Source organism: Cellulomonas sp. (genome assembly GCF_017744555.1).
Taxonomy (GTDB): Bacteria; Actinomycetota; Actinomycetes; order Actinomycetales; family Cellulomonadaceae; genus Cellulomonas.
On record NZ_JAGIBD010000001.1, the window covers coordinates 467,736 to 493,605 of the forward strand.

At 73.9% G+C, this 25,870-nt stretch carries 26 protein-coding genes and 1 tRNA gene; 21 read left to right on the top strand and 6 right to left on the bottom strand.

All coding sequences use genetic code 11. The features are described 5' to 3' along the window. Complete coding sequence (locus J7523_RS02085; RefSeq protein WP_291881597.1) at positions 1-273, bottom strand: hypothetical protein; 273 nt, start codon at positions 271-273, stop codon at positions 1-3. 130 nt (positions 274-403) lie between these two features. Here J7523_RS02085 and fdxA point away from each other — a divergent pair, with 130 nt between their 5' ends. From fdxA to J7523_RS02100, 3 genes are all read left to right on the top strand, one after another. Then, positions 404-730: a ferredoxin gene (gene fdxA / locus J7523_RS02090; RefSeq protein WP_203747636.1), complete on the top strand. Its 327-nt coding sequence runs from the start codon at positions 404-406 to the stop codon at positions 728-730. 10 nt (positions 731-740) lie between these two features. After that, positions 741-1,886: a succinyldiaminopimelate transaminase gene (gene dapC, locus J7523_RS02095; RefSeq protein ID WP_291881601.1), complete on the top strand. Its 1,146-nt coding sequence runs from the start codon at positions 741-743 to the stop codon at positions 1,884-1,886. A 180-nt stretch (positions 1,887-2,066) separates the two neighbouring features. Next, positions 2,067-3,365 (top strand): citrate synthase, encoded by a 1,299-nt coding sequence (locus J7523_RS02100; protein ID WP_291881602.1) that lies wholly within the window; start codon positions 2,067-2,069, stop codon positions 3,363-3,365. On the opposite strand, the gene J7523_RS02105 is transcribed toward J7523_RS02100, so the two are convergent. Continuing rightward, positions 3,366-4,271 (bottom strand): hypothetical protein, encoded by a 906-nt coding sequence (locus J7523_RS02105; protein ID WP_291881604.1) that lies wholly within the window; start codon positions 4,269-4,271, stop codon positions 3,366-3,368. A gap of 3 nt (positions 4,272-4,274) precedes the next feature. After that, positions 4,275-5,216, bottom strand: coding sequence for a 2,3,4,5-tetrahydropyridine-2,6-dicarboxylate N-succinyltransferase (dapD, locus tag J7523_RS02110; protein WP_291881606.1), 942 nt, complete (start codon positions 5,214-5,216; stop codon positions 4,275-4,277). A gap of 118 nt (positions 5,217-5,334) precedes the next feature. Here dapD and dapE point away from each other — a divergent pair, with 118 nt between their 5' ends. From dapE to J7523_RS02140, 6 genes are all read left to right on the top strand, one after another. Then, on the top strand, positions 5,335-6,453 hold the full coding sequence (dapE, locus tag J7523_RS02115; protein WP_291881608.1) for a succinyl-diaminopimelate desuccinylase: 1,119 nt from the start codon (positions 5,335-5,337) through the stop codon (positions 6,451-6,453). 105 nt (positions 6,454-6,558) lie between these two features. Next, positions 6,559-7,380, top strand: a complete 822-nt coding sequence (locus J7523_RS02120; protein ID WP_291881610.1) for a TIGR00730 family Rossman fold protein — start codon at positions 6,559-6,561, stop codon at positions 7,378-7,380. Then, complete coding sequence (gene folP, locus J7523_RS02125; protein ID WP_291881611.1) at positions 7,377-8,339, top strand: dihydropteroate synthase; 963 nt, start codon at positions 7,377-7,379, stop codon at positions 8,337-8,339. The genes J7523_RS02120 and folP overlap by 4 nt, the downstream gene beginning before the upstream one ends. Then, on the top strand, positions 8,336-9,601 hold the full coding sequence (locus tag J7523_RS02130) for a hypothetical protein (RefSeq protein ID WP_291881612.1): 1,266 nt from the start codon (positions 8,336-8,338) through the stop codon (positions 9,599-9,601). The genes folP and J7523_RS02130 overlap by 4 nt, the downstream gene beginning before the upstream one ends. A gap of 192 nt (positions 9,602-9,793) precedes the next feature. Continuing rightward, the gene (locus J7523_RS02135; RefSeq protein WP_013772033.1) at positions 9,794-9,961 is read left to right on the top strand and encodes a DUF3117 domain-containing protein; all 168 of its coding nucleotides are present in this window, start codon (positions 9,794-9,796) and stop codon (positions 9,959-9,961) included. Between the two features lie 58 nt (positions 9,962-10,019). Then, positions 10,020-11,600, top strand: coding sequence for a leucyl aminopeptidase family protein (locus tag J7523_RS02140; RefSeq protein ID WP_363266339.1), 1,581 nt, complete (start codon positions 10,020-10,022; stop codon positions 11,598-11,600). 28 nt (positions 11,601-11,628) lie between these two features. Here J7523_RS02140 and J7523_RS02145 read toward each other — a convergent pair whose 3' ends face one another. Next, on the bottom strand, positions 11,629-12,261 hold the full coding sequence (locus tag J7523_RS02145) for an O-methyltransferase (RefSeq protein ID WP_291881669.1): 633 nt from the start codon (positions 12,259-12,261) through the stop codon (positions 11,629-11,631). Between the two features lie 263 nt (positions 12,262-12,524). On the opposite strand from J7523_RS02145, the gene sigE reads away from it, so the two are divergent. From sigE to J7523_RS02185, 8 genes are all read left to right on the top strand, one after another. Next, positions 12,525-13,106, top strand: a complete 582-nt coding sequence (gene sigE / locus J7523_RS02150) for an RNA polymerase sigma factor SigE (protein WP_291881617.1) — start codon at positions 12,525-12,527, stop codon at positions 13,104-13,106. Next, positions 13,103-14,104, top strand: a complete 1,002-nt coding sequence (locus tag J7523_RS02155) for a zf-HC2 domain-containing protein (protein ID WP_291881618.1) — start codon at positions 13,103-13,105, stop codon at positions 14,102-14,104. The genes sigE and J7523_RS02155 overlap by 4 nt, the downstream gene beginning before the upstream one ends. Continuing rightward, positions 14,101-15,741 (top strand): trypsin-like peptidase domain-containing protein, encoded by a 1,641-nt coding sequence (locus J7523_RS02160; protein ID WP_291881619.1) that lies wholly within the window; start codon positions 14,101-14,103, stop codon positions 15,739-15,741. Before J7523_RS02155 ends, J7523_RS02160 begins: the two co-directional genes overlap by 4 nt. An 89-nt stretch (positions 15,742-15,830) precedes the next feature. Continuing rightward, positions 15,831-16,229 carry a twin-arginine translocase TatA/TatE family subunit gene (locus tag J7523_RS02165; protein WP_291881620.1) on the top strand — a complete coding sequence of 133 codons (399 nt, stop codon included), beginning with the start codon at positions 15,831-15,833 and terminating at the stop codon, positions 16,227-16,229. Positions 16,230-16,340: 111 nt separating this feature from the next. Beyond that, entirely contained in the window at positions 16,341-17,450 is a 1,110-nt protein-coding gene (gene trpS / locus J7523_RS02170) for a tryptophan--tRNA ligase (protein WP_291881621.1), read from the top strand. Continuing rightward, complete coding sequence (locus J7523_RS02175; RefSeq protein WP_291881622.1) at positions 17,447-18,064, top strand: 2'-5' RNA ligase family protein; 618 nt, start codon at positions 17,447-17,449, stop codon at positions 18,062-18,064. Before trpS ends, J7523_RS02175 begins: the two co-directional genes overlap by 4 nt. Positions 18,065-18,073: 9 nt before the next feature. Next, a complete protein-coding gene (locus J7523_RS02180; RefSeq protein ID WP_291881623.1) occupies positions 18,074-19,117 on the top strand; it encodes a YihY/virulence factor BrkB family protein in 1,044 nt (347 codons plus the stop codon). Positions 19,118-19,328: 211 nt separating this feature from the next. Next, the gene (locus tag J7523_RS02185) at positions 19,329-20,063 is read left to right on the top strand and encodes a protein phosphatase 2C domain-containing protein (RefSeq protein ID WP_291881624.1); all 735 of its coding nucleotides are present in this window, start codon (positions 19,329-19,331) and stop codon (positions 20,061-20,063) included. Positions 20,064-20,100: 37 nt separating this feature from the next. Here J7523_RS02185 and rarD read toward each other — a convergent pair whose 3' ends face one another. Then, complete coding sequence (gene rarD, locus J7523_RS02190) at positions 20,101-21,030, bottom strand: EamA family transporter RarD (RefSeq protein WP_291881625.1); 930 nt, start codon at positions 21,028-21,030, stop codon at positions 20,101-20,103. 350 nt (positions 21,031-21,380) lie between these two features. On the opposite strand from rarD, the gene J7523_RS02195 reads away from it, so the two are divergent. From J7523_RS02195 to J7523_RS02205, 3 genes are all read left to right on the top strand, one after another. Beyond that, positions 21,381-22,766 (top strand): FAD-dependent oxidoreductase, encoded by a 1,386-nt coding sequence (locus J7523_RS02195; protein WP_291881626.1) that lies wholly within the window; start codon positions 21,381-21,383, stop codon positions 22,764-22,766. Positions 22,767-22,832: 66 nt separating this feature from the next. Continuing rightward, positions 22,833-23,717: a zinc metalloprotease HtpX gene (htpX, locus tag J7523_RS02200; RefSeq protein WP_291881627.1), complete on the top strand. Its 885-nt coding sequence runs from the start codon at positions 22,833-22,835 to the stop codon at positions 23,715-23,717. Positions 23,718-23,860: 143 nt separating this feature from the next. Further along, positions 23,861-25,015: an FAD-dependent oxidoreductase gene (locus tag J7523_RS02205; protein WP_291881632.1), complete on the top strand. Its 1,155-nt coding sequence runs from the start codon at positions 23,861-23,863 to the stop codon at positions 25,013-25,015. A gap of 42 nt (positions 25,016-25,057) precedes the next feature. On the opposite strand, the gene J7523_RS02210 is transcribed toward J7523_RS02205, so the two are convergent. After that, entirely contained in the window at positions 25,058-25,561 is a 504-nt protein-coding gene (locus J7523_RS02210; protein WP_291881634.1) for a YajQ family cyclic di-GMP-binding protein, read from the bottom strand. Between the two features lie 187 nt (positions 25,562-25,748). Between J7523_RS02210 and J7523_RS02215 the strand changes: the two genes are divergently transcribed. After that, positions 25,749-25,830 (top strand) — tRNA-Tyr (locus J7523_RS02215). Positions 25,831-25,870 lie beyond the last annotated feature (40 nt).

The window sequence follows — 25,870 nt, forward strand, 5'->3', positions numbered from 1 at the left end:
TCAGCCGCCGGTCCGGTCCCTGCGGGGCGGGGCCGGCGGCACCGTCTTGGCGAGGCTGATGGCGGCTGCGGGGACGTGGACGTCGCCGTTCCGGGTCCGGACGAGCACGCCGTCGTCGTCGACCGCGAGGAGGTCGCCGAGCACGTCGGTGAACCGGGGCTCGCCGCCGGCCCGGGCGGGCAGAGCACCGTCAGGCACGTCGTCGCGACGCCGCCGCACGACGACCCGGACCCCCGGGGCCCAGCCGCGCCAGACGTCGTCAGGGGTGCTCATGCGCGCCGACCTCGGGTCGCGGTGCTGGTGGCAGGGGGTGTACGGCCGTCGGTGGACGGTCGTGGACACCGCGTCACGGCGGCGAGCATGTGAGGGATAATAGGACCCCCTGCTCAGTGGAGGACCTGCCGTGACCTATGTGATCGCCGAACCCTGCGTGGACGTCAAGGACAAGGCGTGCATCGAGGAGTGTCCGGTCGACTGCATCTACGAGGGCAAGCGCTCGCTGTACATCCACCCGGACGAGTGCGTCGACTGCGGTGCGTGCGAGCCGGTGTGCCCCGTCGAGGCGATCTACTACGAGGACGACGTCCCGGAGCAGTGGAGCGAGTACTACAAGGCGAACGTCGAGTTCTTCGACGACCTCGGGTCGCCGGGCGGTGCCGCGAAGATGGGCGAGATCGACAAGGACCACCCCATCATCGCGACGCTGCCGCTGCGCGTGCACGACGCCTGACGCACCCCGGATGGGCCTGCTGACCGGCACGCTGCCGGACTTCCCGTGGGACACGCTCGTGCCGTACGCCGAACGGGCGCGCGCGCACGAGCGTGGTGTCGTCGACCTGTCCGTCGGCACGCCGGTGGACCCGACCCCGACGGTCGTGCGCGACGCGCTCGCCGGGGCCGCCGACTCGCCGGGCTACCCGCTCACGCACGGCACGCCCGCGCTGCGGGAGGCCGTGGTGCGGTGGTTCGCCCGACGGCGCGGCGTGCCCGGTCTCGACCCTGCGGCGGTGCTGCCGACGGTGGGCTCCAAGGAGCTCGTCGCGCTGCTGCCGTCCCTGCTGAGCCTCGGCGACGGCGACGTGGTGCTGCACCCGGCTGCGGCGTACCCCACGTACGACGTGGGCGCCCGGCTGGCGGGTGCGACGCCCGAGCCGACGTCCGACCCGGTCGCTCGGCTCGCGCAGGGCGGTGTCCGGCTCGTCTGGCTGAACTCGCCGGGCAACCCGGACGGCCGCGTGCTCGGGGTCGACGAGCTCCGGGCGGTGGTCGACGCGGCGCGGGCGGCCGCCGAGCGTGAGGGCGAGCCGGTCGTCGTCGCCTCCGACGAGTGCTACGCCGAGCTGGCGTGGGACGAGCCGTGGGCGTCGTCGGGCGTGCCGAGCGTGCTCGACCCACGCGTCACGGGCGGCGACCTCACGGGTCTGCTCGCGGTCTACTCGTTGTCGAAGCAGTCGAACCTCGCCGGCTACCGCGCGGCGTTCGCCGCGGGGGACCCGGAGCTCGTCGCTCGGCTGCTCGAGACGCGCAAGCACGCCGGGATGATCGTGCCCGGACCGGTGCAGGCGGCGATCGAGGCGGCGCTCGCGGACGACGCGCACGTGGGCGAGCAGCGCGAACGGTACCGGCGTCGACGTGAGGTGCTGCGGGCGGCGTTCGAGGGCGCGGGGTACAAGGTCGACGGGTCGCACGCCGGCCTGTATCTGTGGGTGCGGCCCGAGCACGGCGCCCAGGACTGCTGGGTCACGGTCGCCGACCTCGCCGAGCTCGGGATCCTCGTGGCGCCCGGCGAGTTCTACGGCGCCCAGGCCGCGGGGCACGTCCGCGTGGCGCTGACGGCCACCGACGCGAAGGTCGCCGAGGCCGCCGCGCGACTGACCGGGGCCTGACGCTGTGAGCGGCGTCACACCGAGGCGGACTGTCCGAGGATTCGTCACGGCGCACCAGCCGCAGGTACCGTCGAGCCTGGCCAACGAGGGCCCCCGAGCCGCCGGCCACCGGCCGCCGTCATCGACCACCGGCTCCACGCGGCACCCCCGCCACAGCCGTTCGTCGCAGGAAGGAACACCATGTCGGACGTCGTGACCGCGCCGGTGCAGCTGATCGTGGACGGGCAGTCGCGGGACCTCCCGATCGTGCCCGCGACCGAGGGGAACGACGGCATCGTCGTCTCGTCGCTCCTGCGCGACACCGGCCTGGTCACCGTGGACCCCGGCTTCATGAACACCGCGTCCTGCGAGTCGAAGATCACCTACATCGACGGCGACGCGGGCATCCTGCGCTACCGCGGCTACCCCATCGAGCAGCTCGCCGAGCAGGCGACGTTCCTCGAGGTGGCCTACCTCCTGATCCACGGCGCGCTCCCGACGCCGACGGAGCTCGACGCGTTCACGGAGCGGGTCAACCGCCACACGCTCGTCCACGAGGACTTCCGCACGTTCATGGGGACGTTCCCGCGCAACGCGCACCCCATGGCCGTGATGTCGTCGGCGATCAACGCGCTGTCCACGTTCTACCCGGAGTCGCTCGACCCGCAGGATCCCGAGACCGTCGAGCTCGCGACCGTCCTCATCCTCGCGAAGACGCGGACCATCACGTCGTACGTGCACCGCGCCTCCAAGGGCGAGCCGCTGCTCTACCCGGACTACTCGCGCGGGTACGTCGAGGACTTCCTGCGGATGACGTTCGCGGTGCCCTACCAGCAGTGGGACCCGGACCCGGTCGTGGTGCAGGCGCTCGACAAGCTCCTCATCCTGCACGCGGACCACGAGCAGAACTGCTCGACGTCGACCGTCCGCATCGTCGGCTCGTCGCAGGCGAACCTGTACGCGTCGGTCGCCGCCGGCATCAACGCGCTGTCCGGCCCGCTGCATGGCGGGGCCAACGAGGCCGTGCTCAAGATGCTCACCGAGATCCAGAAGAACGGCGGCGACGCCACCGACTTCATGCGCCGGGTCAAGGACAAGGAGCCGGGCGTCCGGCTCATGGGCTTCGGGCACCGCGTCTACAAGAACTACGACCCGCGCGCGGCGATCGTGAAGAAGAGCGCCGACGCCGTGCTCGCGGCCCTCGGCAAGGACGACGAGCTGCTCGACCTGGCCCGCGGCCTCGAGGAGATCGCGCTCAGCGACGACTACTTCATCTCGCGCAAGCTGTACCCGAACGTCGACTTCTACACGGGCCTCATCTACAAGGCCATGGGCTTCGACGAGCGGATGTTCACGCCGCTGTTCGCGCTCGGCCGGATGCCGGGCTGGATCGCCCAGTGGCGCGAGATGATGCTCGACCCGCAGACGAAGATCGGCCGGCCGCGGCAGATCTACACGGGGGAGACAGCTCGCGACTACGTGCCGGTCGACGCCCGCTGATCAGCCCGCGAGCGTCACGACGACGCTGCCCGGGCCGACGGGCTCGGCGTCGGTGATCGTCGTCCACGTGTCGCCGTCGGACCGATCCCACACCTGGTCGGCGACCTCGACGCGCGTGACGGCGAGCGGCTGCGCGACGGCGACGGCCCACTGCGCGACGGCCCAGCCGAGCCGGGTGCGGTCGGTCTCGGGGCCGAGCGGCCCGGCGTCGAGCGCGACGTCGATCTCCCCGTCAGCGCTGGGCTGCACCTGCGCGGGTAGGTCGCCGAGGTCGCGCTGCACGCGTGCGACGAGCGCCTGCGCGGACCCGCTGCCCGGCGCGGCCTCCGCGAGCGTGCAGGTCAGCGCGTTCGGTGACCACCCGGTGAGTGCGGAGGCGTAGGCGCGGGCGACGCCCTCGTGCTGGGCGTACGCGTCGGGGAAGCCGGAGCGCTGCACGGCCTGGGCCGCCTCGGTGATGGGCAGCTGTTCGTAGCCGTCGACCTGGGCGAGCCCGTCGTAGAACCGGCCCGTCGCGTACACGGGGTCGAGGATCTCCTCGGGAGTGCCCCAGCCCTGTGAGGGCCGCTGCTGGAAGATGCCGAGCGAGTCGCGGTCGCCGCCGGACAGGTTGCGGAGCTTGGACTCCTGCAGCGCGGTGGCGAGGGCGATCGTCACGGCCCGCGCGGGGAGGGTACGGCGCACGCCGACGGCCGCGACGAGCGCGGCGTTGTCGGACTGGTCGGGGGCGAGGAACCAGCGCGTCCCGTCGATGCTGGCCGCGCACCGTTCGGCGACCGGGCTCGCGTCGTGCTGCCGCAGGACGGTCACCACCAGGGTCACGGCCGCGGCGAGCACGACGAGCACGACGACCAGGCCGCAGCCGGCGCGCGCGGCGCGGCTGCGGCGTGACCGTCGACGAGCCACGGGTCAGTTGGCGTGCAGGGCGGCGTTTAGCTCGACGCCCGACCCCTGACGGCCGACCGCCTCGACGCCGCCCGTGAGGGAGTTCCGGCGGAACAGCACGCCGTCGACGCCGGCGAGCTCACGGGCCTTGACGACCTTGGGCTCGTCCCCGCCGACGAGCGTGACCTTGGTGCCGGCGGTGACGTAGAGGCCGGCCTCGACCACGCAGTCGTCGCCGAGGGGGATGCCGACGCCGGCGTTCGCGCCGAGCAGGCTGCGGCGGCCGATGGACACGACCTCGCGACCGCCGCCGGACAGCGTGCCCATGATCGACGCGCCGCCGCCGATGTCGGAGCCGTCGCCGACGACGACCCCGGCGGAGATCCGGCCCTCGACCATCGAGGTGCCGAGCGTGCCCGCGTTGTAGTTGACGAAGCCCTCGTGCATGACGGTCGTGCCGGGGGCGAGGTGGGCGCCCAGCCGGACGCGGTCGGCGTCGGCGATCCGGACGCCGCTGGGGACGACGTAGTCCACCATCCGCGGGAACTTGTCGACGCCGAGGACGGTCACGGGCACGCCGGTCGCGGCGCGCAGCCGGGCGCGGGTCGTCTCGAACCCGTCGACCGCGCACGGCCCGCGGTCGGTCCACACCACGTTGGGCAGGACCGCGAAGATGCCGTCGAGGTTCTGCCCGTGCGGGGCGACGAGCCGGTGCGAGAGCAGGTGCAGCCGCAGGTACGCGTCGGCGGTGTCGGCGGGCGGGGTGTCGAGGTCCACGACGGTCCGCACGACCTCGACCCGTACGCCGCGCAGGTCGTCGGTCCGCTCGGCGGCCGTGAGGTCGGCCGGTGCGACCGCGTCGTCGGCGGGTGCGCCGAGCTCCGGGGCGGGGTACCAGACGTCGAGCGTGGTGCCGTCGTGGGTGAGCGTGGCGAGGCCGAAGCCCCACGCCGTGCGCGCAGTCATGGCGACAACCCTAGGTCAACGGCGACCGCGTCCCGCGCGGTCCGCGCGACCGTCGCGGCGAGTCCGACGACCCTCGCGACGGCGGAGCCGGGCGGTCGTCCCGGCTAGGGTCGCTCGTGTGACGGAGACCGACGCGCGCACCGACCCCACGCCCGTGCACCTGGACCTGGAGGGCGACCTGGTCGACCTGACCCGGGCACTGTGCGACCTGCCGTCGGTCAGCGGCGACGAGCGGCGGATCGCGGACGCCGTCGAGACGGCCCTCCGGGCCTACCCGCACCTCGAGGTGCTGCGGGACGGCGACGCGGTCGTCGCCCGGACGTCGACCGGCCGGCCGACGCGTGTCGTGATCGCGGGGCACCTCGACACGGTGCCGATCGCCGACAACCTGCCGACGCGCGTGGTCGGCGAGGGCGTGCACGCCGAGGTCTGGGGTCGCGGCACGGTCGACATGAAGGCGGGTGTCGCCGTCCAGCTCGCGCTCGCCGCCGAGCTCGACGCACCGACGCACGACGTCACGTGGGTGTTCTACGACCACGAGGAGGTCGCCGCGGACCTCAACGGCCTCGGTCGTCTGGCGAGCCAGCACCCCGACTGGCTCGCGGCCGACTTCGCGGTGCTGTGCGAGCCGACCGCCGGCGGCCTGGAGGGCGGCTGCAACGGCACGATGCGCGTCGAGGTGCGGCTCGCGGGCGTCGCGGCCCACTCGGCGCGCGCCTGGACGGGCGTGAACGCCGTGCACGCCGCCGGCGAGGTGCTGCGCCGGCTCGAGGCGTACGAGCCGCGGTCCGTCGAGGTGGACGGGCTGGTGTACCGCGAGAGCCTCAACGCGGTGCTCATCTCGGGCGGCACCGCGACGAACGTCATCCCCGACGCCTGCGTCGTCACCGTGAACTACCGGTTCGCCCCGTCGGCGTCCGTCGAGCAGGCCGAGGCGCACGTCCGCGAGCTGTTCGAGGGCTACGACGTGGTGGTCGTGGACGCGGCCCCCGGCGCCCGTCCGGGGCTCGACGATCCCGCGGCACGCGACTTCGCCGCCGCGGTGCTCGCCGTGACGGGCGGTGCACCGGCGCCCAAGTACGGCTGGACCGACGTCGCCCGGTTCTCGGCGATGGGCATCCCCGCCGTGAACTTCGGCCCAGGCGACCCGCTGCTCGCGCACAAGGCCGACGAGCGCTGCCCGGTGGCGCAGATCGCCGTCACGCACCTCGCCCTGCGGGCCTGGCTGACCGCCTGACGGAGGTGTCGTCCCGGCCACGGGCGGGTGACGAACAGGCGGCAGCCGTGGATCACCCACGTCGTCCGACGCGTCAGCGCCGGTGACGCGCCTACAGTCGAGCGCATGAGCGACGACGGTCAGCCCGCCCCGGGCCACGGGTACCGCAAGGGTCCGGTGCTGCTGCGCGGGCAGCAGATCCCGACCACCACGTCCGACCAGAGGTTGCTGAGCCGGACCGACCCGGCCAGCTGGCTGCACGACGACCCCTGGCGCGTCATGCGGATCCAGAGCGAGTTCGTCGAGGGCTTCGGCGCCCTCGCCGAGGTCGGCCCGGCGGTGAGCGTGTTCGGCTCGGCGCGGGTGCCCGCGGACCACCCGGACTACGCACTCGGCGTCGAGGTTGGCAGCCGGCTCGCGGAGGCCGGCTACGCGGTCATCACGGGTGGCGGTCCCGGGATCATGGAGGCCGCGAACTGCGGCGCGAAGAAGGCGGGTGGCCTGTCGGTGGGGCTCGGCATCGAGCTGCCGTTCGAGCAGGGCATGAACGACTACGTCGACCTGGGCGTGAACTTCCGCTACTTCTTCGCGCGCAAGACGATGTTCGTGAAGTACTCCGAGGGCTTCGTGGTGCTGCCCGGCGGGTTCGGCACGTTCGACGAGCTCTTCGAGGCGCTCACCCTGGTGCAGACGCACAAGGTGATCAGCTTCCCGATCGTGCTCGTCGGCTCGGACTATTGGAGGGGCCTCATCGAATGGGCCTCCGGACCGGTGCTGGCGCGCGGCATGATCTCTCCCGTGGACCTGGACCTCATCAAGATCGTCGACACCGCCGAGGAGGCGGTCGCGATCGTGCTCGAGCGTGGCGCGGAGCTGCGCGCCGAGGAGGAGAGCGCCGCCGCGGCGACGGCGCAGGCCCAGCAGGCGGCCGAGAGCTCCACGCGGTGACGGCGCCGCCCGCGGCCGCGGTCGAGCCGGTGCCCGGCGGGGTCCCTGCCGCGGGTGCGCCGCTGCGGCTGCGGGACCGGGTGATCGGCCCGGAGCGACCGGTCGTGATGGCGGTCGTCAACCGCACCCCGGACTCGTTCTACGCGCCCGCCCGGTACGACGACGCCTCGGCCGACGCCGCCGTCGCGCGGGCGGAGGAGGAGGGCGCCGACATCGTCGACCTCGGCGGGGTCCGCGCCGGTCGCGGGCCGAGGGTCGAGCCCGACGAGGAGATCGCCCGGGTCGTCCCGCTCGTCGCACGCGTCCGGCGACGCCACCCCGGTCTGCTCGTCAGCATCGACACGTGGCGTGCGGACGTCGCGCGTGCGGCGGCCGACGAGGGCGTCGACCTGGTCAACGACACGTGGGCCGGGCACGACCCGCGGCTTGTCGAGGTGGCCGCGGAGCGCGGGCTCGGCGTCGTGTGCTCCCACACGGGCGGGGCCCGCCCGCGGACCGACCCGTTCCGCGTCGCGTACGCGCGGACCGGGCCGGGCACGGGGGACCGGTTCGACGAGGTGGACGGCGTTCTCGACGACGTCGTCGCGACCGTCTCGGCCGCCGCGGCGCGCGCCGTCGCGCTGGGGATCGACCCCGGCAGCGTGCTCGTCGACCCCACGCACGACTTCGGCAAGAACACGTGGCACTCGCTGCACCTCGTCCGTCGCACGCAGGCGCTGGTCGCCCTGGGGCACCCTGTCCTCATGGCGTTGTCGCGCAAGGACTTCGTGGGCGAGTCCCTCGACCTGCCCGCCGAGGAGCGGCTCGAGGGCACGCTCGCCGCGACGTCGGTGGCGGCCTGGCTCGGCGCCCGGGTGTTCCGTGCGCACGACGTCGCCGCGACCCGGCGGACCCTCGACATGGTCGCGACGATCCGCGGCGACCGCCCGCCCGTGCGCGCCGTGCGGGGTCTGGCATGAGCGCGCCCGCCGAGCTGCCCACGACGCAGGACGACGAGCGCCCGTCGGCCGTCATGCCGCGCTGGGACCCGCGCAGGTGGCCGTGGTGGGTGCAGGCGCTCGCCGTGTACGGCGCCGCGCGACTGTTCAGCGGCATCGCGTTCGTCGTCACCGCGCAGCACCAGGTCGAGAGCTACTTCGGTCCCGCGGACCCGTCGTACCTGCGGTTCACGGGCGGCTGGTGGGACGCGCTGTGGTACCAGCAGATCGCCGAGGGCGGGTACCCGTCCGAGCTGCCGCGCGACGAGCAGGGGGTCGTGCAGCAGAACCCGTGGGCGTTCTTCCCGCTGTTCCCGTTCCTCGTCCGCGGGCTCATGACGATCACGACGGCGCCGTGGCACGTGGTCGCGCCGCTCACCGCGCTCGTGCTCGGCGGCGCCGCGATGGTCGTCATCCACCGGCTCGTCGAGCGTGGTGCGCCGCGGGCGGTCGCCGCGCGGCCGGGCCTGCCGCTCGCGACGGTGCTGCTCGTCAGCGTGTTCCCCACGGCCGTCGTCCTGCAGGTCGGGTACACCGAGTCGCTCGCGCTCCTGCTCATCGCGTCGGCGCTCCTCCTGCTCGTCCAGCGGCGTTACCTGCCGACGGCCCTGGTGGTGCTGGCCCTCGGGTTCACGCGCGCGGTGGCCCTGCCGATGGCCGCCGTGATCGTCGTGCACGCGGTGGTGCGCTGGTGGGGGAGCCGTCGTGGCACCGACCACCTGGGCCTGCGGGACGCGGCCGGCCTGGTCGCGCTCGCGGCCTCGGCCGTCGTCTCGGGCGTCGCGTGGCCGCTCATCTGCGGGTGGGTGACCGGCGAGAAGGACGGGTACCTGCTCACGCAGGAGTCGTGGCGCGGCGTGCACGAGGTCGTGCCGTTCGGCGCGTGGGGATATGTGTCACATTTCTGGTTCCACGAGTGGGCCTGGTGGGTGGTCGGTGCGGGTGCGCTGCTGGTCCTCGCGACGCTCGTCGTGCCCGCGGCGTGGCGGCTCGGCAACGAGCTGCACACGTGGCCGGCCGCCTACGTGCTGTACATCGCAGCGGCCATCGAGCCGGGCAGCAGCCTGGCCCGGTTCCTGCTGCTGGCCTTCCCGCTCGGCGCCGTGACCGCGGGCGTCGTCACCCGGCCGACCGTCGCGCGGCGCGTCTGGCTGGGCGCGGTCGTCGTCGTGATGCTCGGGCTGCAGCTCGTCTGGATCTGGAACACGTGGCGGCTCACGCCGCCGTACGGCTGGCCGCCGTGACGATCCGCTCGGGGCTGGACGCGCGTCCGGTCGTACGCCCGGTCGGGGGTCGCGGCGTGCGTCAGCCGAGGTGGGGGCCCTCGCGGTGAACTAGGATGAGCGCGGACAACCGGCAGCTCGGGCCGTTCACCCGTGCGCGTCAGCGCACGGCGAGGCCTGGTCGGGACGCACGAGGCGAAGGAGAGGCCCCGCATGGCCGCGATGAAGCCGAGGACCGGTGACGGACCGCTCGAGGTGACCAAGGAGGGACGAGGCATCGTGATGCGCGTCCCGCTCGAGGGCGGCGGACGGCTGGTGGTCGAGCTCAACGCGACCGAGGCCGCCGAGCTGGGCGAGGCTCTGACGTCCGTCGTCTCCTGACGGCGGACCTAGTCGTATGGCACGGACGGCGGACTCGCGACCTCGGTCGGCAGACGCGGTGATCGGCCGGACCCCGCCGGCCGTCGTCCTCGACGGCGCCGCGCTGGCCGGCTCGCCCCTCCTCACGGACGGCACGGTGGACGCCGTCGCCGTCCCGGTCGCTCCCGCGGGACCGGGTGACGAGGGCGTCCAGCCGCGCCCGGGCTCGGCGCAGGCCGCCGCCCGGTACGGCGTCGACCTCGCCGAGATCGCCGAGCGCGTGCACCTCACGGGAGCCGCGGGCGAGGCGTACGTGCTCCAGCTGCCGCGACCCGTCGGGTCGGCCGTCGTCCTGCCGTGGTCCGACCTGCCGCCCCGGCTGGTGCTCGTCGGCGTCGGCGACGGCACGCCGGGCGACCTGCGCCGGGCCGGTGCCGCGCTCGCCCGGGCCACGCGAGGGCTCGGCCGGGTCGTCACGACCCTCGGCGCGCACCGAGGCCAGTCGGCGTCGGACCAGGCGACTGCCGCGCGTGCCCTCACCGAGGGCTTCCTCCTCGCGGCGTACACGCCCCCGACCGCCGCCACCAAGTCGTCACCCGAGACACCGCCCGCCGAGCTCGTCCTGCTGGAGCGGGACGGCGGCCGCGCGGGTGCCGCGGTGGAGGCGGGCCGCGTCGCCGCCCAGGCCACCTGGCTCGCGCGCGACCTGGCGACCACCCCGTCGAGCACCAAGAACCCCGCGTGGATGGCCGACCAGGCCGTCCGGCTCGCCACGGCGGCCGGGCTCGACGTCGACGTGCGCGGGCCGCGTGAGCTCGAGGCCGGCGGGTTCGGCGGCATCCTCGCCGTCGGCGCCGGCTCGGCGTCGCCGCCGCGGCTCGTCACGGTCACGTACACGCCGTCGACGGGCGGGCGGGGCGCCGGCGTCCGGCACGTCGTGCTCGTCGGCAAGGGCATCACGTACGACACGGGTGGCCTGTCCATCAAGCCGCGCGAGGCCATGGTGCCCATGAAGACCGACATGACCGGCGCCGCCGTCGCGCTGGCCACCGTGCTCGGTGCCGCTCAGGCCGGCGTCGGGCACCAGGTGACGGCCGTGCTGCCGCTCGCCGAGAACCACTTCGGCGGTGCGTCGTACCGGCCGGGCGACGTGCTGCGGCTGTTCGGCGGCACGACCGTCGAGATCGCGAACACGGACGCCGAGGGGCGGCTGGTGCTCGCGGACGCGCTCGCGTGGGCCGACGCGACGCTCGACCCCGACGTGGTCATCGACGTCGCGACGCTGACCGGGGCGGCGACGCTCGGGCTCGGCAAGCAGCACGCCGCGTTGTACGGCACGGACGACGACCTCGTCGCGGCCCTCGCCGACGCGGGGGAGCGGTCCGGTGAGCTCGCGTGGCACATGCCGCTGGTCGACGAGTACGAGGAGGCCGTTCGCTCGGACGTCGCCGACCTGCGCCACGTGCCGTCCGACAAGCACATCGGCGGCGGGTCGATCACCGCGGCGCTGTTCCTGCGGCACTTCGTCGGGCAGCGCCGGTGGGCGCACCTCGACATCGCGGGACCGGCGCGCGCCACAGCGGACCGCCACGAGGTGACCGAGGGGGCGACCGGGTTCGGTGCCCGGCTCCTGCTGCAGTACCTGACCGACCTCACCTGAGCCCGGCGCTCGGCCGGGGCGCGTCAGGTCAGCGGCGGACGGCCACGAGGAGCCCGTCGCCCGACGGGAGCATCGCGGGCAGCAGGCGGTCGTCGCCGCGCACGGTCCGGCCGACCTCGCGGATGATCGTCGTCAGCTCGTCGCGGCGGGCCGGGTCGGCCACACGGTCGTGCCACAGGGCGTTGTCCACGGCGAGGACCCCACCGGGCCGTAGCAGGCGAACCGCCTGCTCGACGTACCCGGGGTACGACTCCTTGTCGGCGTCGACGAACACCATGTCGTACCCGCCGTCGGTCAGGCGCGGGAGCACGTCGAGCGCGCGACCGGAGATCGTCCTCGTGCGCGTCGGCCGCAGCCCCTCCTCGGTGAACGCCTCCTTCGCGGCGCGCTGGTGCTCGACCTCGAGGTCGATCGTCGTGAGCACGCCGTCCGACGGCATGCCGCGCAGCAGGTAGAGCGAGCCGACGCCCGTCCCGGTGCCGATCTCGACGACGGCACGCGCACCCGCGGCCGCCGCGAGCACCGACAGAGCCGCGCCGGCACCGGGCAGCACGGGGGAGCAGCCGAGCTGCGCGGCGCGCTCCCGGGCACGCAGCAGCACGTCGTCCTCGGGGAGGAACTCCTCGCTGTAGACCCAGCTCTGGGCCTTGTCGGTGGAGATGGCGGCCTCCCGGCGGTGCTGGTGGTGCGGTGGGAACTCGTCTGGCGAGGTGCGGCGACCGTGCCGCGAAAGCGCTGGTGGGCGCTGGTCGCGGCCAGCCTATCGGCCGGTGCCCCGGGACAACGGCAGGCGGGACCGCCGGCGCAGTGGCCACCGGGCGGAACTTCTGAGGGTCCGGCGGCGTTGCTCCCGTTCGTACAGGTCGGCCCGACCTGGGACACTGAGGACCCGCACCACCGCAGCCCCGAAGGAGAACCGAGGACATGACCGCGCAGCCGGCTGCCTGGCAGCCGCCGACGTGGGAGCAGATCGTGCGCGAGCACTCCGCGCGCGTCTACCGCCTCGCGTACCGCCTCACGGGCAACCAGCACGACGCCGAGGACCTCACGCAGGAGACCTTCGTGCGGGTGTTCCGGTCGCTCGGCACGTACACCCCCGGCACGTTCGAGGGATGGCTGCACCGCATCACGACGAACCTGTTCCTCGACCAGGCTCGCCGCAAGCAGCGGGTCCGGATGGACGCCATGGGCGAGGAGCAGGAGCGCTACGCGTCGACCGACCAGCTCGCGACGCCCGAGCGGGCCTTCGAGCACGCGCACCTCGACCACGACGTGCAGCGCGCGCTCGACGAGCTGCCGCCCGAGTACCGGGCCGCGGTGGTGCTGTGCGACATCGAGGGGCTCTCGTACGAGGAGATCGCGGTGACGCTGGGCATCAAGCTCGGCACCGTGCGTTCCCGCATCCACCGGGCGCGCGCCCGGCTGCGCGAGTCGCTCGGCCACCGCGCGCCCGGCGCCGCCGCCGACGCCCCTGCCGCTCTCGAGCCCGTGCGGGCGGCGCGATGACGCACCTCGGGTCGTGGATCAGCGCGCTGGTCGACGGTCAGCTGTCCGTCGCCGCGACCGAGCGTGCGCTCGCGCACGTCGCCCTGTGCCCGCAGTGCGCGGCGGACCTCGCCGCGGCGCGCGCGGCACGCACGGCCCTGTCGTCGTCCGCGACCGAACCGATGCCGACCCCCGACCTGACGGCACGCCTGCTGTCGCTCGCGCCGGCGGCGGATGGGCCCGTCCGGTTCGGCGCCGACCCGTTCGCGCCGCCGGCGCGACGCAGCCGGCCGGAGCTCGCGTCGTACGGGCTCACGGGTGGTGTCGCCGCGCGTGCGTGGGCCGGACGCACGGGAGCACCGCTGCGGGGCCAGGTCGGCCCGCGCCGCTCACCCGTGCGCCTCGCCGCCGGGTCGGTCGCCGGGCTCGGCGCGGTCGCCGCGATGCTCTTCGTGCTCGGTGAGCGGCCCGACGTGGTCCCCGTGGGCAGCCCCGGGGCGGATCTCGAGGCGCTCGCGGACGCCACGCCCGTCGACCCCGGCGTCACCCTCTCGACACGGCTGGCCGCGGACGCCGCGCCCTCCGGCGCCGTCGACGACGACACCCTCGGCTGGCTCCGGTCCCACGGCTGGTCGGTCCCTCAGGCGCTGCCGGCCGGGTGGGCCGTGTCCGCAGTCCGCTGGTCGGGTGACGACTCCACGGTCCTCGAGGTCGACGTCGCGACGCCCACCGGCTCGGTCGTCGTGACCGAGCAGCAGGGCAGGCTCGACACCGACCAGCTCGCTGACGTGCCCGTCCAGCAGGTGCAGGGGCGCGACGTGTACGTGCTCGCGCTCGAGCCGTGGCACGTGGCGTGGCAGGCCGACGCGACCGTGGTCCAGGTGATCGGCTCGGCGCAGGACGACGCGGACGTCGACGCTCTCGTGGGAGCCCTTCCCGGTGGCACCTTCGACGACGGGGTGCCGGCGCGGATGACGCGCGGCTGGGACACGGTGACAGGAGCTTGGCAGCGCCCATGACGAACCCCGACGACGACGCCGTGCACCGTCCCGCGCCGCTGCCGGAGCACCAGCCGGGGTCCTCCCCGGACGTCCGGCCGGAGCTGCAGGAGGCGGCACTGTCGACGCAGGACCGCAACGGCCCGGGCGCCGCACATGGTGCTGCTCCGGGCGCCGCGCCGACGCCGGCCGTCGAGCCGGCCCGGTCGCCCGTGCCGCCCGCAGAGCCGGCACCGCTGTTCGCGCCGCCGGGGCCGCGCACGTGGTCGCCCTCACCGACCGGCGCACCGAGCGCGGCGGCCACCGGGGCGCCGACGGCCGACAACCCGTTCGCGGCGCCGCACCGGGCGTCCGCGCACGCACCGGCCCAGCAGCACGCGACCCACGCGCCCACCTCGCCCCGCGCGGGCCAGCACGCTCCTGAGCAGCACGCACCGGGGTCGCACGTCCCGGTCGGGCCGGCGTCCGGTGCGGCGCACGACCCGTACGCGACCGCCCCGCACGCCCAGGGTCACCACGTGCCTGGCACGCCGCCGGTCGTCGTGCGCCGTCGTCGACGGACGCTGTCCGTCGCGTGGGTCGTCCCGCTGGTCGCGCTCGCGCTCGTCGCGGGCGTCGTCGGTGGCGTGCTGGGTTCCCGGATCGACCCGGGCACGCACCTCGCCGACGCGGGTCTGCCGGTCGCCGCCGCGGGCTCGGGCGCGCAGGACGTCGACCGGGCGCCCGAGTCGGTGGCGGGCATCGCGTCGAAGGTGCTGCCGAGCGTCGTCTCGATCCAGGTCGACGGGCCGTCGGGCACGGGGACGGGGTCGGGATTCGTGCTGCGGCAGGACGGCTACATCGTCACGAACAACCACGTGGTCGCGGACGCGGCGGAGGCGGCGACGTCGATGACGGTGACGTTCTCCGACGGGAGCGAGAAGGCCGCGACGATCGTCGGGCGCACCTCGGAGTATGACCTGGCGGTCGTCAAGGTGGAGGTCGACGGCCTGACGCCGCTGCTGCTGGGCGACTCGGACACGGTGGTCGTGGGCGACCCGGTCGTCGCGATCGGTGCGCCGCTCGGCCTGGCCGGCACGGTGACGACGGGCATCGTGAGCGCGCTCAACCGCCCGGTCTCCGCGGGCGACGACCAGGACACCGCGTTCATCAACGCGATCCAGACCGACGCGGCGATCAACCCCGGCAACTCGGGCGGTCCGCTGGTCGACGCGGCGGGCGCGGTCATCGGCATCAACTCGGCGATCGCCCAGCCGCCGGGCTCGCTCAACGAGGTCGGCGGCAGCATCGGCCTCGGGTTCGCGATCCCGTCGAACCAGGTGCGCCGGACGGCGGAGCAGCTGATCGAGACGGGCCACGCGACGTACCCGGTGATCGGTGTCCTGCTCGACCAGCGCTACGAGGGCGAGGGCGTGGCCGTCGCCGCGGCCGACCGCGACGGCACCCCGGCGATCACCCCGGACGGCCCCGCCGACCGGGCGGGCATCCACCGGGGCGACATCATCCTGGCGATCGACGGCCGGCCCGTGACCGATCCCGACGAGCTGATCGTCGCGATCCGGGCCCGGACGCCGGGCGAGACGGTCGTGCTGCACGTGCGCACCGGGTCCGACGAGCGGGACGTGCGCGTGCGGCTCGACGAGGGCCCCGCGAGCTGACCCGTCGCGCGGTGCGGACCCCCGACGAGCCCGCGCTCGACGGGGGACAACGCCCCCGGCGGCCCAGGAGCGAGGGGTACCCTGACCGGATGTTCGGGATCAACGGCGGTGAGCTCGTGGTGCTCCTCGTCGTGGCGGCGCTCGTGATCGGGCCCGAACGTCTGCCCGCGTACGCCGAGCAGCTCGGCACGTGGGTGCGCCGTGCGCGCCGGTTCGCGCAGGACGCCAAGGCCCGCGTCGACGAGGAGCTGGGCGAGGAGGCCCGCGACATCGACTGGGCGTCGCTCGACCCCCGCCGGTACGACCCTCGGCGCATCGTGCGCGAGGCGCTCCTGGAGGACGTCGTCCCCGCGCGCCCGGTCACGGTGCCGGCGACGACGCGCCCGACGGCCGGTCGTGTGCCGGGTGGGCTCGCCGCCGGGGCGACGTCGACCGCGGTGGGCGGCGAGCCGAGCTGGCGGGCCCCGTTCGACGACGAGGCGACCTGACGCCGACGTCACCCGACCACCCGAGCGCGGACCCCCGCCGACGCTCGAGGCTCCTGAGCCCGCCTTTCGCACAGCCCCGCGGCCCCGCGCCGCGCCCGACAGAATGGTCTGATGGTCCGCATGGTCACGGCCCCGCACCGCGCGCGCATCTTCTCCGGGATGCAGCCCACGTCCGACTCCCTCCACCTCGGCAACTACCTCGGCGCGCTGACCCAGTGGGTCGCGCTGCAGGACGACCACGACGCGATCTACTGCGTCGTCGACCTGCACGCCCTGACGGTCGGCCCGGACCCGGCCGTCCTGCGTGAGCGCACGCGCCGCACGGCCGCGCAGTACCTCGCGGCGGGCGTGGACCCGGCGCGCTCGATCCTGTTCGTGCAGTCGCACGTCCCGGAGCACGCCGAGCTGGCCTGGTTGCTGTCGTGCCAGACGGGCTACGGCGAGGCGAGCCGCATGACGCAGTTCAAGGACAAGGCCGCCAAGCAGGGCACGGACGGCACGACGGTCGGCCTGTTCACGTACCCGGTGCTGATGGCAGCCGACATCCTGCTGTACGGCACGCAGCTCGTGCCCGTCGGCGAGGACCAGCGCCAGCACCTCGAGCTGACCCGGGACCTCGCACAGCGCCTGAACAGCCGCTTCGGCAAGGACACGGTCGTGGTGCCCGAGGCGCACATCGTCAAGGCGACGGCGAAGATCTACGACCTGCAGGAGCCGACCGCGAAGATGAGCAAGAGCGCCGAGAGCCCGAACGGGCTCATCGAGCTGCTCGACGACCCGAAGGTGGTCGCCAAGCGGATCCGTTCGGCCGTCACGGACACCGAGCGCGAGATCCGGTTCGACACGGCCGCGAAGCCCGGCATCTCGAACCTGCTGACCATCTACTCGGCGCTGTCCGGCAAGGACGTCGCCGCGCTCGAGCAGGAGTACGAGGGCAAGGGCTACGGCGACCTCAAGAAGGACCTGGCGGAGGTGGTCGTCGAGTTCCTCACACCGTTCCAGGCGCGCGTCAACGGGTACCTCGAGGACCCGGCGTCGCTCGACGCGGTGCTGGCCGACGGTGCGGACCGTGCGCGTGAGCTGGCGTCGCCGACGCTCGACCGCGTGTACGACCGCTTCGGCCTGCTGCCGCGGCGGTCGGCCCGGCGCGGGCTGCACGCGGCGGACGGCGTCGCCTCGCAGGCGGGTGGGGTCCCGGACGTGGTGAGGGCCGGGGCGTGAGGTTGCCGGAGCGATCCGGCACCCAGGTCCGGATCGGCGTCGCGATCACCGTGCCGGAGCCGTACGGCTCCGAGCTGCAGTCGGCGCGTGCCCGTTTCGGCGACCCGTGGGCGGACTTCATCCCGCCGCACATCACGCTGCTGCCCCCGACGGTCGTCGAGCACGACCTGATGCCGGCGGTCGACGAGCACCTCGCCGCGGTCGCCGCACAGCACGCGCCGTTCATGGTCCGGCTGCGCGGGACGGCGACGTTCCGCCCGGTGTCGCCCGTCGTGTTCATGCAGGTCGTCGAGGGCATCTCCGGCTGCGAGGGACTCGAGGCCGGGGTCCGCTCGGGCGTGCTCGCGCAGGACCTCCGGTTCCCGTACCACCCGCACGTCACGATCGCTCACGAGGTGTCCGACGCGCAGCTCGACGCCGCGTTCGACGGGATGGCCGGCTTCGACGCGACGTTCGTCGTGACGCACCTGCACTGCTACGCGCACGGCGACGACGGCGTGTGGCGGCCGTCGCGGGACTTCGTCCTGACCGGCCGCGCGCACGACGCGACGGGTGGTGGGGTCGACGGGGCGGCGCACCGGTCCGCGGATGCCGGGAGCGTGGCGTCGACCTAGGGTCGTCGCATGGCGGGAGGTGGCGGCCGACGGCCGGACGACGACGTCGCCGGCCCGGCGGTCGGCGAGGGCTCTGCACACGTCCACGCCGCCGCCGCCGTACCGGACCCGCCGGTCGCCGCGAGCACGCACCCGTCGCTCGTGGACCGGGTCAAGGCGCTCCTGGAGTGGTGGAAGCAGTCGCGCCCCGGGCGCGCGAACGCCCGGTTCGGGGCGCGGGGCGGCGGTCTGCTCACGGGTGGGATCGCGTACGCGGCGCTGTTCTCGGTGTTCGCCGGCCTGACGATCGGCTACACGATCTTCATGGCGGTGCTGGGCGGCAACGACGAGCTGCGTCAGAAGGTCCTCGACTCGCTCGCGGCGTCGCTGCCCGGCCTCCTGCAGACGGGTGACGGCAAGGGCCTGCTCGACCCCGACGCCCTCGTCCTGAGCCCCGCGCTCACGGCGGCGGGTCTCGTCGCGCTCGTCGTGCTCGTGCTGAGCGCGCTGTCGGCGACGTCGGCGCTCCGGACGGGGGTGCGGGCGATGTTCGGAGAAGTCGGCGGCGAGAACGCCGTGATGACCAAGCTGCGGGCGCTCGTCGGCTTCGTCGGGATGGCGTTCGCGGTGCTGCTGTCGGCGCTGCTGACCACCGCGGTGGGTGCTGCGACCGAGTGGCTGCTGCGGGTCGTCGGGTGGACGGGCACGTCGAGCGTCGCTGTCCGGGTGGTCGGCATCGCGGTGGCGTTCGTCGTCGACGTCGCGACGTTCTTGCTGGTGGTGAAGGTCTTGGCGGGGGAGAACCCCCGCTGGCGCGACCTGTGGTGGGGGTCGGTCATCGCCGCCACGGGCATCGGCGTGGTGCGGATCCTCGGCACGTCGGTGGTCGCGGGCAGTGCGAGCCGGAACCCGTTGCTCGCGTCGTTCTCGGTGATCGTCACGCTGCTCGTCTGGATCAACCTCATCGCGCGCATCGTGCTGCTCGCGGCGGCGTGGACGGCGGACCCGCCGCTCGAGGAGCCCGCCGGCCAGGACGCGACACCGGCGGGCGACGCCCAGCCGCGCCCGGCCTGACGCGGAGGTCGTCACCCGTCCGGGGGGACCGCCCGGTGCGGCGCGCCGCCGACCGGGGTCGTGGGCGCTGACCTCGGCCCTCGCGCTGACTATGCTGACCGACGACTCACGCGGACCGGCCCGCGCCGGCGCACCGAAGGACGACGATGACCAGCCCGACCTCGTGCTCGACCGTCGCCGGGTCGCGCCGTCGCAGGGACGGGGCCGTCCGATGACCGGCGGCGAGGTGCGCGTCGAGGTCGGCGTCGCGACGGACCGCGCGCGGCGTGCGACCAACGAGGACACGGCGCTCGCGCTGCACGGGGTGTACGTCGTCGCGGACGGCATGGGCGGGCACGAGGCCGGCGAGGTCGCGAGCGGCATGGCGATCGAGACGGTCCGGGCGCTCGCGGGCACCACCCCGGACCTGGACACGGTCCGCACGACGCTGCGCGCGGCGCACGCCCGCCTGCGTGACCTGCCCTCGTCGACGGGCCGTCGTCCTGGCACCACGATGACGGGCGTGATCCTCACGGAGCACGAGGGCCTGCCGTGCTGGATCGTGCTGAACGTGGGCGACTCGCGGACCTACCGGATGGCCGGCGGCGTGCTCGAGCAGGTCACGCACGACCACTCGGAGGTCGCGGAGCTCGTCGCGAGCGGTGTCGTGGCGGCCGAGGAGGCGTCACGCTACCCCCGCCGGCACGTCGTGACCCGGGTGCTGGGCGGCGGCGCGTCGGAGGTCGACCCCGACCTGTGGATGTTCCCGGTGAGCCCGGGCGACCGGATGCTCGTGTGCTCCGACGGCCTGACGGACGAGCTCACGGATGCGCGGATCGAGGCGGCTCTGCGCGCGACGCCCGACCCGCAGGACGCGGCGGACCGGCTGGTCGGCGAGGCCCTGGCGGCCGGGGGAGCCGACAACATCACCGCGGTCGTGGTGGACGCGACGCTCGTCCGGTCTTGACGCTCGTCCGGCCCTGACGGTCAGACGGCCCTGACGGTCAGACGGTCGCGACGGCTCTCCGCGACCGTCCGCTCGTCCGCAGCCCGTCCACGGTGAGCACCACGAGCGCCGTCCAGACGAGCCCGAACCCCCACCACCGGGCGGGCGGCATCTGCTCGTGCAGCACGACGACGCCGATGAGGAACTGCAGCACGGGGGTGATGTACTGCAGCAGCCCGATGACGGTGAGCGGCAGCCGTCGTGCGGCGGCGCTGAACAGGAGCAGCGGCACTGCGGTGACGATGCCCGACGACACGAGCAGCAGGCTGTGCGCGGCCCCGTCGGTGCCGAACGTGCCGGTGCCCTGCACCCCGATGACGACGAGGTAGCCGAGCGCGACGGGTGCGAGGACGAGCGTCTCGGCAGCGAGCCCGGGCACGGCCTCGACGGAGCGTCCGACGCGGTTCTTGATGAGCCCGTAGACCCCGAAGCTGGCCGCGACGGTGAGCGCGATCCACGGCAGCCGCCCGTACCCGGCGGTGATGACGACGACCGCGGCGGCGCCGAACCCGAGTGCGACCCACTGCACGGGTCGCACGCGCTCGCGCAGCACGAGCACGGCGAGCGCGACGGTGAACAGCGGGTTGATGAAGTAGCCGAGCGCGGCGTCGACGACGCGGTCCGTGAGCACGCCGATGACGAAGGCGAGCCAGTTGATCGCGAGGAGCACGCCGGCGAGCGCGAGCAGGCGCATGGTGCGCCGGTCGTGCAGGGTCGTGCGGAACGCGGGCCACGTCCGGGTCACGGAGAGCAGCACGAGGCAGAACAGCAGGGACCACACGACCCGGTGCGCGATGATCTCGACCGCCCCGGCCGGCTGGAGCAGCGGGAAGTAGAGGGGCAGCGTGCCCCACAGGACGTACGCGCCGATGCCTGTGCCGAGGCCGAGCCGGTCGAGTGCGGTGGGGGCGGGGGAGGGCGCGGGCACCCGACGAGCGTAAGCGGCGGTCGACGGGGTTCCGGTCTGCGCTGCACGACGCACGTCCGAGGGCTGCTCCGGACCGCAGCGTCGTCCACACCCACCCGGCCGGGCGGGCGTCCGTGACCCGCCCGCGTGGATCGTCGCGTGCCTGGACGTGTGCGACGCCACGCCTGACCCCGGGTCGGGACCGTCTCACGTGTGTCCAGATGCTGGCGACGGGCTGAGGATCCCCTCACCGGCCGCCCTACACTGGCCCGAGCACAGCTCTGTCGTGCCGTCCGACAGGCCCGCGAGAACCGCGGCCGAGGCGACGCACCCGTCCGCAGGGCTCCCTTGATCGGAAGGCACCGCGTCCCGTGAGCACCCCGACCTTGCGCGTCGCCGTCGTCGGCGCCGGACCGGCCGGCATCTACGCGGCCGACATCCTGTCGAAGACCGACCTCGACGTCAGCATCGACTTGTTCGAGCGCCTGCCCGCGCCGTTCGGCCTCGTGCGCTACGGGGTCGCGCCGGACCACCCGCGCATCAAGCAGATCATCGTCGCGCTGCACAAGGTCCTCGAGCGTGGTGACATCCGCCTGCTCGCGAACGTCGACTACGGCACGGACCTCAAGCTCGACGACCTGCGCCAGTTCTACGACGCGGTCATCTTCTCGACGGGCTCGATCCGCGACGCCGCGCTGCCCGTCCCCGGCATCGACCTCGAGGGCTCGTACGGCGCGGCCGACTTCGTGTCCTGGTACGACGGGCACCCCGATGTGCCGCGCACGTGGCCGCTCGAGCACCAGCACGTCGCCGTCCTCGGTGCCGGCAACGTCGCGCTCGACGTGGCGCGCATCCTCGCCAAGCACGCGGACGACCTGCTCCCGACCGACGTCCCGGCCAACGTGTACGACGTGCTCAAGCAGAACCCGGTCACCGACGTGCACGTGTTCGCTCGCCGCGGCCCGGCGCAGGTCAAGTTCTCCCCGCTGGAGCTGCGCGAGCTCGGCCACGTGCCGGACGTCGACGTGATCGTGTACCCCGAGGACTTCGAGTTCGACGAGGGCTCGATGGCCGCGATCCACTCCTCGAACCAGACCAAGCAGGTCGTCAAGACCCTCACGGACTGGACGCTCAAGGAGCCTGAGGACCTCACGGCGAGCCGCCGCATCCACCTGCACTTCCTGCACAAGCCGGTCGAGCTGCTCGGCGAGGACGGCAAGGTCGTCGGGCTGCGCACCGAGCGCACGGCCCTCAACGGCGACGGCAACGTGACCGGCACCGGGCAGACGCACGACTGGGCCGTCACGGCCGTCTACCGCGCGGTCGGCTACTTCGGCTCGCCGCTCGTCGACATACCGTTCGACGACGTCGCCGGCGTGATCCCCAACCGCGAGGGCCGCGTGGTCGACGTCGACGGCGACCACATCCCGGGCGTGTACGCGACGGGCTGGATCAAGCGCGGCCCGGTCGGCCTCATCGGCCACACCAAGTCGGACGCGTCCGAGACCATCCGCCACCTCGGCGAGGACGTCGCGGAGGCCGGCGACGCGTTCTACACGGCCACCGACCGGGACCCGTCCGCGGTCACCGACTTCCTCGCCGGCCGCGGCGTCGAGGTCGTGCAGTGGTCCGGCTGGGAGCTGCTCGACGCGTACGAGAAGGAGCTCGGCGAGCCGCACGGCCGCGAGCGCATCAAGGTGGTCCCGCGCGAGGACATGGTGCACGTGGCGCTCGGGCGGGGGATCCCGACGGCCTGACGTCGGGAACCTGCGACGTCCGGCGCGCGTTCCACCGTGTGCACGGACGTCCAGAAGGAGCACCAGGTGGGTCACCAGCACTACAACGGCTTGAAGACGGCAGCGCTGTTCGGCGCCATGTGGGCGGTGCTGCTCGGCGTCGGCTGGCTGCTGGGCGGCGGGACGCCCAAGTTCCTGCTGTTCTTCACGGCGCTCGGCCTGCTCATGACGGCGTACTCGTTCTGGAACTCCGACAAGATCGCCATCAAGGCGATGCGGGCGCGGCCGGTGAGCGAGCTCGAGCAGCCGGTGATGTACCGGATCGTCCGGGAGCTCTCGACGGCGGCCCGGCAGCCGATGCCGCGCCTGTACGTGTCGCCGACGGCGGCGCCGAACGCGTTCGCGACGGGCCGCAACCCGCAGAACGCCGCCGTGTGCTGCACCGAGGGCATCCTGCAGCTGCTCGACGAGCGCGAGCTGCGGGGCGTCCTGGGCCACGAGCTCATGCACGTGTACAACCGCGACATCCTCACGTCGTCGCTCGCCGCCGCGGTCGCGGGCGTGATCACGTCGCTGGCACAGTTCGCGCTGTTCTTCGGCGGCGGCAGCGACCGGGACCGCGGCGGCAACCCGATCGCCGGCCTCCTGCTCGTGCTCCTCGCGCCGCTCGCGTCGACCCTGATCCAGCTGGCCATCAGCCGCACCCGGGAGTACGACGCCGACGAGGACGGCGCACGCCTGACGAACGACCCGCTCGCGCTCGCGTCGGCGCTGCGCAAGCTCGAGGCCGGGACGAAGGCACGCCCGCTGCCGCAGGACCGCGAGCTCACCAACGTCTCGCACCTGATGATCGCGAACCCGTTCCGCGGTCAGGGCCTGGCGAAGATGTTCTCGACGCACCCGCCGATGCAGGACCGGATCGCCCGGCTCGAGGCCCAGGCCGGGCAGCAGGGCGGCATCACCCGCTACTGAGCGGCCCCTGAGCGCGCTCGGATGAGGCAACTCTCACCGAACCTGCACGCTCAGGACATGAGATCGAACCACCACATACCGGACGAAACCCTAGGCTGCTGGCCGCGAGGGGGCGCGGTGCCCGCTCGCGGCGAGGAGGCAGCGTGGCCCAGGATCGGTACGACGTCGCGGTGGTCGGGGGCGGAGCCACGGGCTCGGCGACGGCCTGGGCCCTGGCGCGCAGCGGGCACCGCGTGGTGCTCGTCGAGGAGCGGACGTCGCCGGCTGACTCGGGCCTCGACCTCGTCCGGCTCGGGCACGCCGACCCCGACCGCACCCGCCTGGCGCTCCTGACGCACCAGTGGTGGCAGATCCTCGAGCAGGAGTCCGGCGCCGAGCTCCTCACGCTCACCGGTTGCGTCGAGCACGGGCCCGTCGAGGCCCTGCGGCCGCTCGTCGAGACCCTGCTGGTCTCCGACATCCCGTTCGAGTACCTGACGGGGCCCGAGGCGTCCTTGCGCTGGCCGTGGCTCGCGTTCGACGACCGCGTCGTCGTCCAGCCCGTCGCGGGCGTGGCCGACGCCGGCCGGACGATCCTGACGTGCCAGGAGCAGGCCGCCCTGCACGGCGCGGAGATTCGCCGGGGCACGCGCGCGGTGCGCGTCGAGCGGCTCGACGACGGGGTCCGGGTGCACGTCGCGGGCGCGAACCCGGAGAAGGCCGCGGGGTGCGCGACGATCGAGGCGGCGGCCGTCGTCGTCGCGGCGGGTCCGGCCTCCGCCGAGCTGCTCGCGGAGATCGTCGAGCTGCCCTCGAGCCGACCGGTGCGGGACCACCGGACGCAGGGAGCGAGCACGGAGCCGGTCCCCGGGGATCGAGGTCCGGCGTTCGTCCACCGCGTCGACGCGGTCGCGCACGGCGCCGCGCGCGGCCCGCTGGGGCCCGACGACGGGTACCCCGTCGACGGCGTCCGCGGGTACCACGAGCCGGACGGGTCGCTCACCGTCGTGAGCCGCACCGAGGACCTCGACCGCACGGTGCTCGACGAGTACGTCGCGGCCTGGCTGCCCGGTGTCACGCTGGCCGACCAGCCGGTCCCGGTGACGACCCGGCACGACGGCCCGCTCGTCCTCGACCGGCTGGGTCGCGTGGTCGTCGGCGTGGGGCTCGGGGTGCACGGCGTCGCGTTCGCCCCCGGGGCCGGTCACGTGCTGGCCACGCTCGCGGAGGACGCCCTCGGGCATGCCCGCCTCTACGACGACCCGGAGGCGTTCGACCGGGCGCCGTTCGCGCTCACCGCGCTGGTGCCCACGCCGTAGTCGCCGTGGGCGGCTCGTGAGGTCCGCCCACGGCGCGCGCGGTCAGCGGTAGTTGACGAACTGCAGGGCCGCGTCGACGTCGGCCCCCTTGAGCAGCGCGATGGTGGCCTGGAGCTCGTCGCGGCTCTTCGCGGACACGCGCAGCTCGTCGCCCTGGATCTGCGTCTTGACGCCCTTGGGGCCCTCGTCGCGCACGATCTTGGCGAGCTTCTTGGCGACCTCGCTGCTCAGGCCCTCCTTGATGAGCGCCTCGAGGCGGTACTCCTTGCCCGACGGCTTGGGCTCGGGGCCGTCCTCGCCGGTGTCGAGGGACTTGAGCGAGATGCCGCGCTTGATGAGCTTCGACTGGAACACGTCGAGCACCGCGAGCACGCGCTCGGAGGAGTTGGCGACCATGAGGATCTTTTCGCCGCTCCAGCTGATCGACGCGCCGACCCCCTTGAAGTCGTAGCGCTGGGCGATCTCCTTCGCCGCCTGGTTCAGGGCGTTGTCGACCTCCTGGCGGTCGACCTTGCTGACGACGTCGAACGACGACTCGCTCGCCATGTGCTCTCCTCCTGCCGCCCGGCGCTCGCCGGGGCCTGTCCGTGCGTGGTGACGCCCTCGCGGGTCGCACACCACCGTGCTGCATCTCGGGCCGTTTCGCGAGCACTGCCCGCGGCTTGCTATCCTTCCACCCGCACGCCGCTCGCGGTGTCGGCCTCCGGGTCGACCGTGGAGGTGCGCCGACCCTGGCGGGTTACCCGAGTGGCCAAAGGGGGCTGACTGTAAATCAGCTGGCAACGCCTACGGGGGTTCGAATCCCTCACCCGCCACGCACCGAAGGGGACGTCCTCCACGAGGACGTCCCCTTCG